This is a genomic window from Pseudomonas sp. RA_35y_Pfl2_P32 (assembly GCF_963970735.1).
Lineage (GTDB): Bacteria > Pseudomonadota > Gammaproteobacteria > Pseudomonadales > Pseudomonadaceae > Aquipseudomonas.
Genome location: NZ_CAXAQF010000022.1, coordinates 83,584 through 99,413, shown reverse-complemented (window position 1 = coordinate 99,413; position 15,830 = coordinate 83,584). Strand labels below are relative to the sequence as shown.

The following is a 15,830-nucleotide window of genomic DNA, read 5'->3' as shown; positions in this document are numbered from 1 at the left end:
AGCGGACTTCATGGCGTTGCCGACCTTACGGATCATTGGTTTCATCATCGGCATCTTCCTGATCACTCTGTCTATCAGCATGGTTGTGCCGATGGCGACCCTGGTGATTTACGAACGCACCGGCGACCTGCCCTCGTTTCTCTGGTCGAGCATGATCACTTTTCTCGCCGGCCTGGCCCTGGTCATCCCCGGACGCCCCGAGCATGTGCACCTGCGCCCGCGCGACATGTACCTGCTGACCGTCTCCAGCTGGGTGGTGGTGTGCATCTTTGCGGCGCTGCCGTTCCTGTTGACCCAGCACATCAGCTACACCGACTCGTTTTTCGAAAGCATGTCGGGCATCACCGCCACCGGCGCCACCGTGCTCAGCGGCCTGGACACCATGTCTCCGGGCATCCTGATGTGGCGCTCGCTGTTGCACTGGCTGGGCGGGATCGGCTTTATCGGCATGGCGGTGGCGATTCTGCCGCTGCTGCGCATTGGTGGCATGCGGCTGTTCCAGACCGAATCCTCGGACCGCTCGGAAAAGGTCATGCCGCGCTCGCACATGGTGGCTCGCCTGATCGTTGCCGCCTATGTCGGCATCACCATCCTCGGCAGCCTGGCGTTCTGGTGGGCTGGCATGACGCCGTTCGATGCCATCAACCACGCGATGTCGGCGATTTCCACCGGCGGTTTCTCCACCTCCGACCAGTCCCTGGCGAAATGGACCGCACCGGCGGTGCACTGGGTCGCGGTGGTGATCATGATTCTCGGCAGCCTGCCGTTCACCCTGTATGTGGCGACCTTGCGCGGCAATCGCCGGGCGCTGATCAAGGACCAACAGGTCCAGGGCTTGCTGGGCATGCTGCTGGTCACCTGGCTGGTACTGGGGACCTGGTACTGGTGGACCACCAACCTGCATTGGCTGGAGGCCTTGCGTCACGTGGCGCTGAACGTCACGTCCGTGATCACCACCACCGGCTTTGCACTGGGGGACTACAGCCTGTGGGGCAACTTCTCGCTGATGCTGTTCTTCTACCTGGGCTTTGTCGGCGGTTGCTCGGGTTCAACCGCTGGCGGGATCAAGATCTTCCGCTTCCAGGTCGCCTACATCCTGCTCAAGGCCAACCTTAACCAATTGATTCACCCACGCGCGGTGATCAAACAGAAGTACAACGGCCACCGCCTTGACGAAGAGATCGTGCGCTCGATCCTGACCTTCTCGTTCTTTTTCGCGATCACCATCTGCGTCATCGCCCTGCTGCTGTCGCTGCTCGGCGTGGACTGGATGACCGCCCTGACCGGCGCCGCCAGCACCGTTTCCGGGGTGGGCCCTGGACTGGGTGAAACCATTGGCCCGGCCGGCAACTTCGCCACCCTGCCCGACGCCGCCAAGTGGATTCTCTCGGTGGGCATGCTGCTCGGACGGCTGGAGATCATCACCGTGTTTGTGTTGTGTATTCCGGCGTTCTGGCGTCACTGACGGCTTTCGGCGAGTCGACCAGGCGCAACCGGTACTCACCGGGTGTGCTGTCGAACCAGCGACGGAAGGCGCGGAAGAAGTTACTCGGATCGGCGAACCCCAGCAGGTAGGCAATTTCCAGCAAGGTCATGCTCGGTTGCGCCAGGTACTGCTCGGCCAGTTCGCGGCGGGTGTCGTCGAGCAGCGTCTGGAAGCTCGTGCCCTCTTCCTGCAGGCGCCGCTGCAAGGTGCGCTGGGACAGATGCAGGGTTTGCGCCACGGTGTCGCGCTTGGGTTCGCCCTGGGGCAGCAGCCGGCAGAGCACCTGCCGGGCCATGTGGGTCACCCGACTTTCGGAAAAGCGCGCCAGGTATTCGCCGGCAAACCGGTCATGCAGCAACGCCATGGCCTCGTTGGCGGTGGGCAGCGGCGCCTCCATGTCTGCCCGTTCGAAGATCAACGCATCGTAGGGCGCATCAAATTCCAGAGGGGCGTGGAAGGCTTCCTTGTAAGGCGCAAGGTTGAGTGGCAGAGCACCCTGAAACAACACCTTGCGCGGTTGCAGGATGCGTCCGGTCAACCAGCCGCATAGGGCCAGGGCACAGGCCAGGGAGGCTTCGGCGCTTTGTCGGGTCGGTGGCAGATGGTCGCCATGCACCGTCAGAATCAGTGCGTAACCTTCGGGTAACAGGCGAAAGCTCAGGTCGGCGCTTTCGGCAATGATCCGCTGATAACGCACCAGGCGCTGAAAACCTTCTGCCAGGGTCTGGCTGGACATCAATGCATAGCCGGCGACATGAAAAGACGCCGGGCGCACCACCTTGCCCATGTTCAGGCCAATCGCCGGATTGCCGGACAGCTCGACCGCCAGCTGCCAGAGCCGGGTCATGGAGTCCTGTGGAAAACGTGCATCGGGATCTTCCAGCGCCGCAAAATCCAGCCCCAACTGCTGGAACAGCGCCCGGCAATCCAGGCCATCCATTTCCAGCGCCTTGACAATCCCCATCGCCCAGCTTGCAGAAGTCGTTCGTTCGCTCATGGCGTTTTCTTACTTGATAAGTCGCGTTTCACGGCCGATTTCCCAAGGATACTAAAGTGGCGCCTATTGTCACTGGCCGTCGCCAATGATCACTCTAGACTCAAATAAGCTGCCCGTTGAACATCCGCTTAGCCAAACAGTCCCTCACAGAGATTGCAGTCGTGGAAAACATCAGACGATTCAATAGCTTCGCCGAGTTTTACCCCTACTACCTCGACGAGCACAGCAACAGCACTTGCCGACGACTGCACTTTATCGGGACCACGCTGGTGATCTTCATCTTCGCCCTGGCCATCGCCAAGGGCGCTTTGCTGTTACTGCTGGCCTTGCCACTGGCCGGTTACAGCTTCGCCTGGGTGGGGCATTTCTTCTTTGAAAAGAACCGTCCGGCGACCTTCCAGCACCCGCTCTACAGCCTGCTCGGTGATTTTGTCATGTACCGCGACATGATCGTCGGCAAGGTGCCATTCTAGGCTCACCGGGCCATCAAGCCGTCCTGCGCGGCCACTGTGCGCCCACAGCCAGGCCTTACACTCAGACTCATCCCGCCAAGAGAACAAGAGGATAGCCGATGAATGCCCACGCCCGTTTCACCCACATGAAAGACGGCACGCAGGAGGATTGGAGCATCATCGCGGCCGACTTCAGCGCCTACGCCAAGCAGTTGCCAGGCCGGATCGTGGCGCACCTGAAGTTACTCGAGGGTGATTTTGGCGGTTTTCCCGTGGACCGCTTGACCCATTCCCTGCAAACCGCCAGCCGGGCCTGGCGTGACGGGCGGGACGAGGAGTACGTGCTGTGCGCGCTGCTGCACGACATTGGCGACACCCTCGGCAGCTATAACCACCCGGACATTGCCGCGGCCATCCTCAAGCCGTTTGTCAGTGCCGAAAACCTGTGGATGGTGGAACAGCACGGGATCTTCCAGGGCTATTACTTCTTCCATCACCTGGGCATGGACCGGCACCTGCGCGAGCAGTTCAGCGAGCACCCCCAGTACCGCCAGACCATCGAGTTCTGCGCCAAGTACGACGCCGCGGCGTTTGATCCCAGCTATGACACCCTGCCCCTGAGCTTCTTCGAACCGATGATGGAGCGCCTGTTCGCACGGCCGAAAAACTCCATCTACAGCGCGGCGATGGTGTAGACGACGAGCCTGGCGGTATGGGTAACCGTTCAGGATCAGGCCGGCTCCGCGACCTTCACGGCATTGAGTTGTGCCTCGCGCGCCTGGGCGTCGGCCAGGCGGTACAGTTCGATCGTGCCGTCCCAGTGTTCGATCAGCGCGGTGCAGGACTCCACCCAATCACCGCAGTTGAGGTAATCCACCTCGCCCACCTTGCGGATTTCGGCGTGGTGGATGTGCCCGCACACCACCCCGTGCAACCCGCGCTTGACGCACTCGTGGGCGATGGCCTGTTCAAAATCGCTGATGAAGCTGACCGCCGTCTTGACCTTGTGCTTGAGGTACGCCGACAACGACCAGTAGCCGTAGCCATACCGGGCACGCCAGTGATTGAGCCAACGGTTGAGGGTCAGGGTAAGTTCGTAGGCCCAGTCCCCGAGGAACGCCAGCCAGCGGTGGTAACGGGTGATGACGTCGAACTGATCGCCGTGGATCACCAGCAAGTGCCGCCCATCGGCCGTGACGTGAATCGCCTCGTCCACCAGTTGGATATTGCCCAGGATCAGCCGGGAGTAGCGCCGCAGGAATTCGTCGTGGTTGCCGGTGACATAGATCACCTCGGTACCCCGCTTGCTCATGGTCAGCAGGCGGCGGATCACGTTGGTGTGTGCCTGGGGCCAGTACATGCCGCTGCGCAGCTTCCAGCCATCGATGATGTCACCGACCAGGTACACCTTGTCGGCGTGATAGCCCTTGAGAAACTGCGACAGATGCTCGGCCTGACAATCCCGGGTGCCCAGGTGCACATCGGAGATCCATAAGGTGCGCACGCGTTGTTTACGGCTGGGCCTGGCGAGTTCGGCACGGGTCATGAGCAACCTCTGCGAGAGTTTTCGTAAGCTTGCGCCGTAGCGATTAATGGCCCATGACAAAAATACGGCAATCCGATGACAGCCCGGATCAGGGCCCAGCCGGTGTAAACTGCGGTCCTGCCCAGGAGACCGCGATGAGACCGATCCTCACGCTACGCCACTACAGCCACGACCTGATCGTCCACAGCCACGACCACGCACAACTGGTGTTCGGCCTGTCGGGAGCGCTGGATTTCGAGGTCGGCGGCCAGGGCAGCCAAGTGGTGCAGCAGAGTTTTGTGGTGATCCCCCAGGGCGCCCACCATGCCTGCGGCAGCCCGAAAGGCAGCCGCTGCCTGGTGCTCGATGTGCCGAGCGAGCAATGGCTGGCGCAATCGCTGGGCGAACACGCCGAGGCCAGCCGGCGCCTGCTCGACACCCCGGGCCGGCTGCCACTCGATGCCGGACAGAGTCAACTGGTGAGCTGGCTGGCCAGCAGTCCGGTGCAGGACCCATTGATTGCCCAGCAAGGTGCGGTCTTGCTGTTGGCCAGCCTCAACAACGCCGCGCCACACCAGACCGCCGGCAAACGCTTGCCCTACGCCGCCCTCAATGCGCACATCGACCAGTACGCCGCCTACCCGCTGCAAGTCGCTGACCTGGCCCGTGTCGCGGGATTGTCCAGTGCCCGCCTGCATGCCCGGTTCGTCGCCGAGTGCGGGCAGACCCCGATGGACTACATCCGCAGCCGGCGCCTGCATATCGCGGTCAAGTTGCTGCGCGAAACCGCTCTGCCCATCGGTGAAGTGGCCTGTCGGGTCGGCTATGCCTCGCAAAGCGCGTTCGCCGCTGCGGTGCTGCGCGAATTCGGCGCCTCCCCCGGCGCGCTGCGACGCACGATAAACGAACGCTAGGCTGGCGCTAGAAAACGCGAGTCTGGCGACAGACAGCTCCGTGCCTGACGCGCTTCAATAGTGCGACTGCGTTCTTCTGTTTAAGGATTGAAATGACTCCCCGTTCCGCCCTTGGCGCCCTGCACATCGGTGCACTGATGTTTGGCCTGACCGGTGTGCTCGGCAAACTCGCCGCCGCCTCCCCCGCTATCATCGTCTTCGGCCGCGCGACCTTTGCCGTGCTCGCCCTGGCGTTTTTCGCCCGGTTCGCCAGCAGCACCGGTTGGCGCCAGCTGCAAGCCCGGGATCTGCGCCGCCTCTTGCTCAGCGGCTTGTTGCTGGCCGGGCACTGGGTGAGTTTCTTCATTGCGGTCAAGGTCGCTGGCGTGGCGATCGCCACCCTGGGTTTTGCCAGCTTTCCGGCGTTCACCGTGATCCTCGAAGGGCTGGTTTTCCGCGAGCGGATTCGGATCAACGAAATCCTCCTGGTGCTGCTGGTGAGCATCGGCCTGGTGTTGGTGACCCCGGATTTCGACCTGGCCAGCCAAGCCACCAGCGGCCTGCTCTGGTCCATGGCGTCCGGCCTGCTGTTCTCCTTGCTGTCGCTGACCAACCGCGCCAGCGCCGGGCGCATCCCGCCAGTGCAGGCGGCCCTGTGCCAGAACGTGGTGGTCGCGTTGTGCCTATTGCCGGTGGCCGCGCCAGGACTGAGTGAGGTGCGCGCCCTCGACTGGCTGTGGATCGGCCTGCTCGGCGTGTTCTGCACCGGCCTGGCCCATAGCCTGTTCGTCGCCAGCCTGGTGGTGATCAAGGCGCGCACAGCCGCGGTGGTGTTTACCCTGGAGCCGGTCTACGGGATCAGCGTGGCCTGGCTGCTGTTCAACGAAAACCCCAGCTTGCACATGCTGTTGGGAGGGGCGCTGATCATTATCGCCATAGTCGCCTCCAGCCTCCTGAGCAGCCGCAGCCCCGAGCCCAAGCCCCGCCAGGCGGTGAGTGCCCAGTGAGGGGCGCACTCAACTGCGGTCGTTGTGACCCAGGTCGCGCTGCGGATCGATCTGGTCGCGCAGCCGCTGCTTGAGCGCCTTGGCTTCGGGGAAACCACCGTCAGCCTTGCGTTCCCAGATCTGCACGTCGTCACAGGTGATCTGAAACACCCCGCCGGTGCCGGGCACCAACGATACTTTGCCCAGGTCGTCACTGAAGGTGCTGAGCAGTTCCTGGGCCAGCCAGGCGGCGCGCAGCAGCCATTGGCATTGCGTGCAATAGGTGATGACCACTTCCGGTTTACGGGCAGACATGGTGTGCGAGACTCCTGGGTTCGATGGCGTCGCTATAATAGCCGCCTTTACCGCTCAGCCGAGATACCCGATGCGCCGCCTGCTCTCCTGCCTGCTCCTGTGTTTACTGCCCTTGTGTGTCGTGGCGGCGGAAACCCCACGACCGAAAATCGGCCTGGTACTGTCCGGCGGCGCTGCCCGCGGGCTGGCGCACATTGGTGTGCTCAAGGCACTGGAAGAACAAGGCATCCAGATCGATGCCATCGCCGGTACCAGCATGGGTGCGGTGATTGGCGGGCTGTACGCCTCGGGGTACAAAGTCGACGAGCTGGAAAAACTGGCCCTGGGCATCGACTGGCAACAGGCACTGTCGGACGCCCCGCCGCGGGCGGACGTACCGTTTCGGCGCAAACAGGACGACCGCGATTTCCTGGTCAAACAGAAACTGAGTTTTCGCGACGACGGCAGCCTCGGCTTGCCTCTGGGGGTGATCCAGGGACAGAACCTGGCATTGCTGCTGGAAAGCCTGTTGGCCCACGCCAGTGATACCCGTGACTTCGACAAGCTACCGATCCCGTTCCGCGCCGTGGCCACCGACATCGCCAATGGCGAAAAGGTGGTATTTCGCAAGGGCCACCTGCCCCAGGTGATCCGCGCCAGCATGTCGATCCCGGCGGTGTTCGCCCCGGTCGAACTCGACGGCCGCCTGCTGGTGGACGGCGGCATGACCGACAACATCCCGCTGGACGTGGCCCGCGAGATGGGCGTGGATATCGCCATCGTGGTCGACATCGGCACGCCCCTGCGCACCCGCAAACAGCTGGCGAGCGTGGTCGATGTGTTGAACCAGTCGATCACCCTGATGACCCGCAGCAACTCCGAAGAACAACTGGCGACCCTGCACCCCGATGACGTGCTGGTCCAGCCGGCCCTGGCCAGCTTCGGCGTGACCGACTTCGGCAAGGCCCAGGAAATGATCGACGCCGGTTACCGCGCCACGCGCATCCTTGATGCCCGCCTGGCCCGTCTGCGCCCCGCCGAGCCCGTGGATGCCGAACTGACGGCCGCCCGCGCGCCCGGCCAGCGCACCCCGATCATCACCGCGATCAAGGTCGAGAACGATTCGAAAGTCGGTGACGACGTGATCCGCTACTACATCCGCCAGCACATCGGCGAACCGCTGGACATGGGCCGGCTGCAGGCCGACATGGGCACCCTGTACGGCCTGGACTACTTCGAGCAGGTGCAGTACCGGGTGGTCCACAAGGGTGCGAACAACACCCTGGTGATCCGCGCGCGGGGCAAGCGCACCGGCACCGATTACCTGCGCCTGGGGTTGAACCTGTCCGACGACATGGAAGGCGACAGCGCCTTCAACATCGGCGCCAGTTACCGCATGAACGGCATCAACCGCCTCGGCGCCGAGTGGCTGACCCGGGTCCAGATCGGCGACCAGCAGGAGTTGTACAGCGAGTTCTACCAGCCTCTGGATGTGGGTTCGCGCTACTTCATTGCGCCATATGCGGCGATCGAATCGCAGAACGTCGATGCCATCCTCGACAACGACCCGGTGGCCGAGTACCGCCTGGAGCGCTACGGCTTTGGCCTGAACGTGGGGCGGCAGATCGGCAACAGTGGCGAGATCCGCCTGGGGGTTGGCGAAGCCTGGGGCAAGGCAGACGTGCGCATCGGCGACCAGGACTTGCCCAGCGAAAGCTTCAATGAAGGGTTTTATGAGCTCAAGTACTCGTTCGACTCGCTGGATAACGTCTACTTCCCCCACGCGGGTGAAGACATCGGCCTGTCGTTCCGTGAGTTCGAGCCGGAACTGGGTTCGGACCAGCGCTATCGCCAGTGGGAGTTCAAACTGGACAAAGCCTTGAGCTTCGGTCCCGACACCTACATCCTCGGCGGTCGCTACGGCCGCACCCTGGACCAGGCCAATGTGGTGACCTCCAGCTTCCTGCTGGGGGGTGCGCGACAGCTCTCGGGCTTTCGCCAGGATGCGATCTCCGGCCAGAACGTCAGCCTGGCCCGGGCTGTCTATTACCGGCGCCTGACCCCGCGCGCCTACCTGCCACTGGACTTCCCGCTGTACGCCGGCGGCTCGCTGGAACGCGGCCGGGCGTGGAACAACGACAACGAGTTCGACAGCGGCTACATCAACGCCGTCAGCATATTCCTGGGGTTTGATACGCCACTGGGGCCGCTGAACTTCAGCTACGGGTTCAACGACGATGACGAACAGGCGATCTACATGAACCTGGGGCAGACCTTCTAGGTACGGGAGCCCCGCGCCTCAGGGTTTTTCCAAGTTTGCCAGGATGTGCCCGTGGACACGCATGCACAATGCCAGATCGGCTTCGTCCACGCCCTCGAACAGTTCCTGGCGCAGTGCGTTGGCGATGGTTTCGATTTGTTCGATCAACGGGCGGGCCGTGTCACACAGGACGATTTTTTTCGCCCGACGGTCTTCTACCACCGCCTGGCGCTGCACCAAGCCCTGGCTTTCCAGGCTGTCAAGCAGTCGGGCCAGGGTAGGACCTTCAACACCCACGCTTTGCGCCAATTCCCGTTGGGTCGGTGCTTCTTCGAAACGAGCCAGGTGCAACAGCACCAACCAGCGCGCCTGGGATAGACCGAGTCCGGCGAGGCGACGATCCAGTTCGGCGCGCCAGCCACGAGACATTTGCGCCAACTGCATGCCAAAACGGTGTTGTTCGGTTAACGACATAAAGAACTCATGATTAGACTGAAATAGAGTGAAACTAATTATTAGTCAGCTAAGCATGACCCTTGATACGAAGCAAGGGTGACTCTGTACTGAATCGTTACATCTTGCGAAGTGCCGCTCAGATCTCGAATTCCGACTGCAAGGCCGCACGGACGCAGTACAGGACACCCTCGGGAACACGACCGGCAAACAACGGTGCGATCTCTGCCACCGACGGCAATTCGCCTTCGCCGTCGAGGAACGCATCCTGGACTTCGCCCAACAGATCTTCCGGTAGATCCAGTGCCTGCTCCAGGGACAACTGCTGTTTGCCAATGGCTTCCGCCAGCAGGGTATAGACGTTTTTCTCCGAGCATTGCAGTTGGCCGGCAATCTGCAGCGGGGTCATGCCCGCGCGGGCCAGGGTGATCAGCTCGTGACGCAGGTCGGCCACCACTTTCGGCGCCTCGGCCTGGCCGCCCAGCACTTCGAGGAACGCCTCGCCATAGCGCTCCAGTTTGCGGGCGCCGACCCCGCTGACCCGGGCCATTTGCGCCAGGGTGCCGGGCTGGCTGCGGAGCATTTCCAGCAGAGTCGAGTCGGGGAAGATGACGTAGGGCGGCACGCCATGCTCTTCGGCGAGTTTGCGCCGCAGGGCGCGCAAGGCTTCCCACTGTTCACGCTCTTCGCCACGGACCAGTTGGCTGGCCTGGCTGGTGCTGCTCTTGGCGGTGGTTTGCGGTTTCAGGTCGCGGCGCAGTTCCAGGGTCACTTCGCCCTTGAGCAGCGGTCGGCAACTGTCGCTCAGGCGCAGGCCACCGTAGCCATCGAGGTCGATGTCGGCCAGGCCACGGGCCACCAGTTGGCGGAACAGTGAACGCCACTCGCCTTCCGCCCGCCCCTTGCCGACGCCGAACACCGACAGGTGTTGATGCCCGGCAGCGCGGACCTTCTCGTTGTCCTTGCCCAGCAGCACTTCCACCAGATGGCCGACGCCATAACGCTGGCCGGTGCGGTAGATGGCTGACAGCGCCTGGCGAGCCGGTTCGGTGGCGTCCCAGGTTTGCACGCCGTCGACGCAGTTGTCGCAATGACCGCAGGGTTGCGGCATGTCTTCGTCGAAGTAGGCCAGCAGGGTCTGCCGGCGGCAACGGGTCTCTTCACACAGCGACAGCATGGCATCGAGCTTGTGCTGCTCCAGGCGCTTGTGACGCTCGTCGCCCTCGGAGTTTTGCAGCATTTGCTTGAGCATCACCACGTCCTGCAGGCCGTAGGCCATCCAGGCGTCTGCCGGCAAACCATCACGACCGCCACGACCGGTTTCCTGGTAGTAGGCCTCCAGGGACTTGGGCAAGTCCAAGTGCGCGACGAATCGCACGTTGGGCTTGTCGATGCCCATGCCGAACGCCACGGTCGCGACCATGATCAGGCCTTCCTCGTTGAGGAAGCGTTTCTGGTTGTGGGCTCGGGTTTCGTTGGGCAGACCGGCGTGGTACGGCAGCGCCGGGAAGCCCTGTTCACTGAGAAACACTGCCACTTCGTCGACTTTCTTGCGCGACAGGCAGTAGACGATGCCGGCATCGCTACGGCGCTCGGCGAGGAACGCCAGCAATTGCTTGCGCGGCTGCTCCTTGGGGACGATGCGGTAGAAGATGTTCGGCCGGTCGAAGCTCGACAGGAATCGTTCGGCGTCCTGCAGATGCAAGCGCTCGACGATTTCTTCACGGGTGCGCTTGTCGGCGGTGGCGGTCAGGGCGATACGCGGGACGTTGGGGAACAGTTCCGCCAACTGGCCCAGTTGCAGGTACTCGCGGCGGAAGTCGTGGCCCCATTGCGACACACAGTGGGCTTCGTCGATGGCGAACAGGGCAATTTCCAGGCTCTGCAGGAAGGCCAGCATGCGCGGCTGGACCAGGCGTTCGGGCGCCAGGTACAGCATCTTCACTTCGCCACGCTTGATCCGCGCCGCCAGGTCACGCTGCTGCTCGGCGCTCAAAGTGGAATTGAGTGACGCCGCGGCCACCCCCAGTTCCTCCAGGGTAGCGACCTGGTCGTCCATCAAGGCGATCAGCGGCGAAACCACCACCGCCAACCCTTCGCGCAACAGGGCCGGAACCTGGAAACACAAGGACTTGCCGCCGCCGGTAGGCATCAGGACCAAGGCGTCGCCGCCGCTGGCCACGCGCTCAATAATGGCACCCTGACGGCCACGGAAACTGTCGTAGCCAAAGATGTCCTTGAGGACGCGTTGAGCCTGATCGAGCATGGAGAACTCCGTTGGGTGCTGAATATCCCTGGATGCAGGCTGGATCAAAACACCGAGTCTTTCACGGACAGATCCATTAGCGGATTTGTCCGCAGTGCACGGGCAGCTGCAGGGCATGCAAAACACGCGAGTATACCCGAGCCCTGCCCCGCTATGGTCACCACTGACGAATAGCCGCCTTCGATTGCCACGTATCCCTGTGCAGCTGCCGATTGTGGGCAAATCCGCTGCGCGGCTGGCCTGGGCGCTCAAGAACGCCTAGAATTGTGCATCGTATATTCCCAAGGTAGCCCTCCCAATGTCCTTCGCTGAGCAACTAACCCGCCTGCAAGCCTTCCTCGACGCCGACGAGCTGCATGACGAGGCGCTGGACTACGTGGCCGCCCACGGCTATCTGACCGCCCTGTCGATCTGTTCGGAAACCGTGCCGGATCGCGAATGGATCGACGCCCTGTTTGCGGAAGAACCGCACTACAGCAGCGACGCCCAGCGCGAAGAAATCGAAGCAACCCTGCTGGCCCTCAAGGCCCACATCGCTCGCCAGCTGGCGTCCGATGAAGAATTCGAACTGCCGTGCGACCTCGACCTCGGCGAAGAGCCGGACGACTCCGACCTGCGCGGCTGGTGCATCGGTTTCATGGAAGGGGTGTTCCTGCGCGAAGAAGCCTGGTTCGAAACCGCCGAAGACGAAGTCAGCGAAATGCTCCTGCCGATCATGGTCGGTTCGGGTCTGTTCGACGAGCAGCCGGAGTTCTCCGACATCGCCGCCGACGCCAACCTGATGGACGACATGATCGTACAGATCCCGGAAGCCCTGACCGCGCTGTACCTGCTGTGCAACGCCCCCGACGAAAAGCCGGCGATCCTCAAGCCTCGTCACCACTGAGTCCCTGCCTGTGGCTGATCCCATAGGCAACCGCTCCCTGATGCTGCGCTACGTGCTCCTGGCCATCGGCTGGTTGAGCGTAGCGTTGGGAGTGATCGGCATCTTCCTGCCCGTCCTGCCCACCACCCCGTTCCTGCTGCTGGCGGCCGCCTGTTTTGCCCGCAGTTCGCCGCGTTTCTACCAATGGCTGGTGCAGCACCCACGCCTCGGCCCCTGGATTCGCGACTACCTGGACGGCAACGGCATTCCCCTCAAGGGCAAGGTCTACGCCATTGGCCTGATGTGGCTGAGCATCGGCCTCTCGTGCTACCTGGTCCCCCTGCCCTGGGCTCGCGGCTTCATGCTGACCAGCGCGGTGGTGGTGACGGTGTACATCCTGCGCCAGAAAACCCTGCACAAAACCTGAGCCGGCCCCACGGGAAATTTCGCCTAGACTTCACCCATCTGCATTTGAGCAGCCAGACATGTCCCGCAGTCGGCGTCGCCCAGGATGGTCAACGCTCCGACTTTGGCTCGGCGGATGGCTGCTGTTGAGCGTTTTCTGGCTGACAGGACCAGGCAACGTCCGGGCGAACTGGAATTTCGCCCAGATCCTGCAAACGGCCGAGCAACGCTACGGCCCCCTGGGCAGCGCCCAGGGGCGGATCGAGGCATGGAACCAGATGCTGCAAGGCGAAACCCGGCAACCCGAGCGCGAGCAACTGACCGCCGTCAATCGCTTCTTCAACCAGCAATTGAGCTTTCGCGACGACAGCCGTATATGGCGGCAGACCGACTACTGGGCGACCCCCATCGAGTCCCTGGTCAAGGGTGCCGGCGACTGCGAAGACTACGCCCTGGCCAAGTATTTCAGCCTGCGCAAGCTCGGAGTGCCCAGTGAAAAACTGCGCATCACCTACGTCAAGTCCCTGACCCGCAACCAGGCGCACATGGTGCTGACCTACTACGCCAGGCCCAGCGCCGATCCCCTGGTGCTGGACAACCTGATCAGCGACATCCGCCCCGCCTCGAACCGCAAGGATCTGCTGCCGGTGTACGCCTTCAATGCCGAAGGCCTGTACATGCCGGGGACGGACAGCGGCAAACGCAAAGGCGATGCCAAGCGCCTGTCGCGCTGGCAGGATGTGCTGCAGAAGATGCAAGCCGAAGGTTTTGCCGTGGGTGACGGCTAACACCGCGGATCAACAAGGAGCGTGCTATGTCGCTACGCACACAATTGTCCCTGGCCATCTGCCTGTTCTTGCTGGTGGCCTTCAGTGGCAGTTTTTTTGTCAGCCTGGAGAGCTCGCGCGAGCAGATGCTCGGTCAATTGCGCTCCCACGCCCAGGATGCCGCCACGGCGCTCGGGCTGTCGCTGACCAGCCAGGTGGACGACCCGGCGATGATCGAGCTGATGGTCAGCTCGATTTTTGACAGCGGCTACTTCGCCAGCATCCGGGTGGTCAACATCGAGGACGAACAACTGCTTGTCGAGCGCGCCACGGCGGCCACAGCCGAAGGGGTGCCCCGCTGGTTCGTCAGGCTGGTCGACCTGCGCCCCCAGGGTGGTGACGCGCTGATCATGCGCGGCTGGGAACAGGTCGCCCGGGTCGAAGTGCAGAGTAACCCGCAGTTTGCCCTGGCCAAACTCTGGGACAGCAGCCTCGGTAGCCTGATATGGCTGCTGCTGTGTGGCTTGCTCAGCGCGGTGGTCGGCGGCTGGATGCTGCGCCGCCAACTGCGCCCGCTCGACACCCTGGCCCAACAGGCGCAGGCCATCAGCAACCGGGAGTTCCTCAGCAGCGCCCGGTTGCCCAGGACCCCGGAGCTCAAGCGGGTCATGCTGGCGATGAACCAGATGGTCGAGAAACTCAAGGGCCTGTTTGCCGAAGAAGCGGCCCGCAGCGAAAAGCTGCGCGCCGAGTCTTATCAGGACAACCTCACCGAGTTGGCCAACCGGCGCCTGCTCGATGAGCAACTGGCCGATCGCCTGCTGGTCACCGAGCAAAGCAGCGCCGGCCACCTGCTGATGTTCCGGGTCAACGACCTGGCCGGTCTCAACCAACGCTTGGGCGGCCAGCACACCGATGCACTGATCACGACCATCGGCCAACTGCTCAAGCGCCTGACCCAATCACCCGAACGACACGCCTGGCTGGCCGCGCGCAACCGTGGCGGCGAATTCAGCCTGCTGACCCCGGGCCTGGACAGCCAGGAAGCGACACGCCTGGCCGGGGAAATCAGCGCCACCCTGGAAAACCTGCGATTGACCTCGGCCAGCGACTGCATGCCCGTCGCGCACGTGGGCGTGGTGCCCTATGTCCCGGGCGAGCCCTCCACCAGCGTGCTGATGCGCCTTGACCAGGCGCTGACCCAGGCCCAGCTGCAACCGGAGCGGCCGTGGGTGTACCTGGCACAGTCCAGAACCCCGCAGAACCAGACCCCGCATGACTGGCGCAGCTGGATCGACGACGCCCTGAACCACGACAAACTGCAGCTGTACTTTCAGCCGGTGGTGCAATGCGCCGACACCGCCCATGTACTGCACCACAAAGTCCTCGCACGCCTGCTCGACCCGCAGGGCGAAGCCATTGCCGCCGGGCAATTCCTGCCCTGGATCGAGCGTCTGGGCTGGGCGCCACGGTTTGACCTGGCCATGCTTGAGCACACCCTCGAACACTTGGCCGAACATCGCCAACCGCTGGCCCTGAGCCTGTCGGGCAGTACCCTGCGCGACCCCAAGCAGCTGCGCATCATCCAGGACACCCTCAATGCTTTGCCGGACCTGGCGCCGCTGCTGACCCTGGAAATCGACGAACACCAACTGCCACCGCCCGACACCCTGCGCCAGTTGTGCCTGAGCCTGCGCGACACCGGCTATCGCATCGGCCTGCAACACTTCGGAGGCAGCTTCAGCCAGATCGGCAACCTGACTCAACTGGGCCTGGCCTACCTGAAGATCGACGGCAGCTACATCCGCGCCATCGATGAGCAAAGCGACAAGCGCCTGTTCATCGAAGCGATCTACCGCGCCACCCACAGCATCGATTTGCCTCTGATCGCCGAACGAGTCGAGACCCAAGGCGAACTGCAAGCACTCAAAGAGCTGGGGCTGTTTGGCGCGATGGGGCGATTGATCGGGCACCCGCAACCGTTGTGAGAGTGCCCGTCCCACCCTTCAACCGCAGCCCCGGCCAGGTCTTGCTGCGTGCCTGAAACTGCTGAATTCAAACCAGCCCCCCTACCATTCATCGTAAAACCTCCCCTACCTGTAAGTTCTGACAGTAGCCAACTGCACCGTCCTGGGGGCTCAATCGACTCATCATTTCTCCATGCATCCCATCAGGTATTGA

At 62.8% G+C, this 15,830-nt stretch carries 15 protein-coding genes; 10 read left to right on the top strand and 5 right to left on the bottom strand.

Annotation, left to right across the window (positions count from 1 at the left end; translation table 11 throughout):
- Positions 1-10: 10 nt before the first annotated feature.
- The gene (locus tag AACY45_RS21675) at positions 11-1,465 is read left to right on the top strand and encodes a TrkH family potassium uptake protein (protein ID WP_339547310.1); all 1,455 of its coding nucleotides are present in this window, start codon (positions 11-13) and stop codon (positions 1,463-1,465) included.
- On the opposite strand, the gene AACY45_RS21670 is transcribed toward AACY45_RS21675, so the two are convergent.
- Complete coding sequence (locus tag AACY45_RS21670; protein ID WP_339547309.1) at positions 1,422-2,483, bottom strand: AraC family transcriptional regulator; 1,062 nt, start codon at positions 2,481-2,483, stop codon at positions 1,422-1,424. The genes AACY45_RS21675 and AACY45_RS21670 overlap by 44 nt on opposite strands.
- 161 nt (positions 2,484-2,644) lie before the next feature.
- Between AACY45_RS21670 and AACY45_RS21665 the strand changes: the two genes are divergently transcribed.
- Positions 2,645-2,956, top strand: coding sequence for a DUF962 domain-containing protein (locus AACY45_RS21665; protein WP_339547308.1), 312 nt, complete (start codon positions 2,645-2,647; stop codon positions 2,954-2,956).
- Between the two features lie 98 nt (positions 2,957-3,054).
- Positions 3,055-3,630: an HD domain-containing protein gene (locus tag AACY45_RS21660; protein WP_159994332.1), complete on the top strand. Its 576-nt coding sequence runs from the start codon at positions 3,055-3,057 to the stop codon at positions 3,628-3,630.
- Positions 3,631-3,665: 35 nt separating this feature from the next.
- Here AACY45_RS21660 and AACY45_RS21655 read toward each other — a convergent pair whose 3' ends face one another.
- Positions 3,666-4,481 carry a UDP-2,3-diacylglucosamine diphosphatase gene (locus AACY45_RS21655; RefSeq protein ID WP_339547307.1) on the bottom strand — a complete coding sequence of 272 codons (816 nt, stop codon included), beginning with the start codon at positions 4,479-4,481 and terminating at the stop codon, positions 3,666-3,668.
- 134 nt (positions 4,482-4,615) lie between these two features.
- Here AACY45_RS21655 and AACY45_RS21650 point away from each other — a divergent pair, with 134 nt between their 5' ends.
- Entirely contained in the window at positions 4,616-5,374 is a 759-nt protein-coding gene (locus AACY45_RS21650; protein WP_339547306.1) for an AraC family transcriptional regulator, read from the top strand.
- Between the two features lie 92 nt (positions 5,375-5,466).
- A complete protein-coding gene (locus tag AACY45_RS21645; RefSeq protein ID WP_339547305.1) occupies positions 5,467-6,360 on the top strand; it encodes a DMT family transporter in 894 nt (297 codons plus the stop codon).
- Positions 6,361-6,369: 9 nt separating this feature from the next.
- Here AACY45_RS21645 and AACY45_RS21640 read toward each other — a convergent pair whose 3' ends face one another.
- Complete coding sequence (locus tag AACY45_RS21640) at positions 6,370-6,654, bottom strand: SelT/SelW/SelH family protein (RefSeq protein ID WP_339547304.1); 285 nt, start codon at positions 6,652-6,654, stop codon at positions 6,370-6,372.
- A gap of 70 nt (positions 6,655-6,724) precedes the next feature.
- Between AACY45_RS21640 and AACY45_RS21635 the strand changes: the two genes are divergently transcribed.
- Positions 6,725-8,914, top strand: a complete 2,190-nt coding sequence (locus AACY45_RS21635) for a patatin-like phospholipase family protein (RefSeq protein WP_339547303.1) — start codon at positions 6,725-6,727, stop codon at positions 8,912-8,914.
- A gap of 18 nt (positions 8,915-8,932) precedes the next feature.
- Here the strand turns inward: AACY45_RS21635 and AACY45_RS21630 are convergent, their stop codons facing one another.
- On the bottom strand, positions 8,933-9,367 hold the full coding sequence (locus AACY45_RS21630) for a MarR family transcriptional regulator (RefSeq protein ID WP_339547302.1): 435 nt from the start codon (positions 9,365-9,367) through the stop codon (positions 8,933-8,935).
- 118 nt (positions 9,368-9,485) lie between these two features.
- Positions 9,486-11,612 (bottom strand): DNA helicase RecQ, encoded by a 2,127-nt coding sequence (recQ, locus tag AACY45_RS21625; RefSeq protein WP_339547301.1) that lies wholly within the window; start codon positions 11,610-11,612, stop codon positions 9,486-9,488.
- Positions 11,613-11,910: 298 nt separating this feature from the next.
- On the opposite strand from recQ, the gene AACY45_RS21620 reads away from it, so the two are divergent.
- From AACY45_RS21620 to lapD, 4 genes are read left to right on the top strand one after another with little or no spacing between them, the layout of a single operon-like run.
- The gene (locus tag AACY45_RS21620; RefSeq protein WP_166590538.1) at positions 11,911-12,498 is read left to right on the top strand and encodes a UPF0149 family protein; all 588 of its coding nucleotides are present in this window, start codon (positions 11,911-11,913) and stop codon (positions 12,496-12,498) included.
- Between the two features lie 40 nt (positions 12,499-12,538).
- Positions 12,539-12,904, top strand: coding sequence for a YbaN family protein (locus tag AACY45_RS21615; RefSeq protein ID WP_166590559.1), 366 nt, complete (start codon positions 12,539-12,541; stop codon positions 12,902-12,904).
- A 58-nt stretch (positions 12,905-12,962) separates the two neighbouring features.
- The gene (gene lapG, locus AACY45_RS21610; RefSeq protein ID WP_339547300.1) at positions 12,963-13,670 is read left to right on the top strand and encodes a cysteine protease LapG; all 708 of its coding nucleotides are present in this window, start codon (positions 12,963-12,965) and stop codon (positions 13,668-13,670) included.
- Between the two features lie 26 nt (positions 13,671-13,696).
- Positions 13,697-15,637, top strand: a complete 1,941-nt coding sequence (gene lapD / locus AACY45_RS21605; RefSeq protein ID WP_339547299.1) for a cyclic di-GMP receptor LapD — start codon at positions 13,697-13,699, stop codon at positions 15,635-15,637.
- Positions 15,638-15,830: the final 193 nt, after the last annotated feature.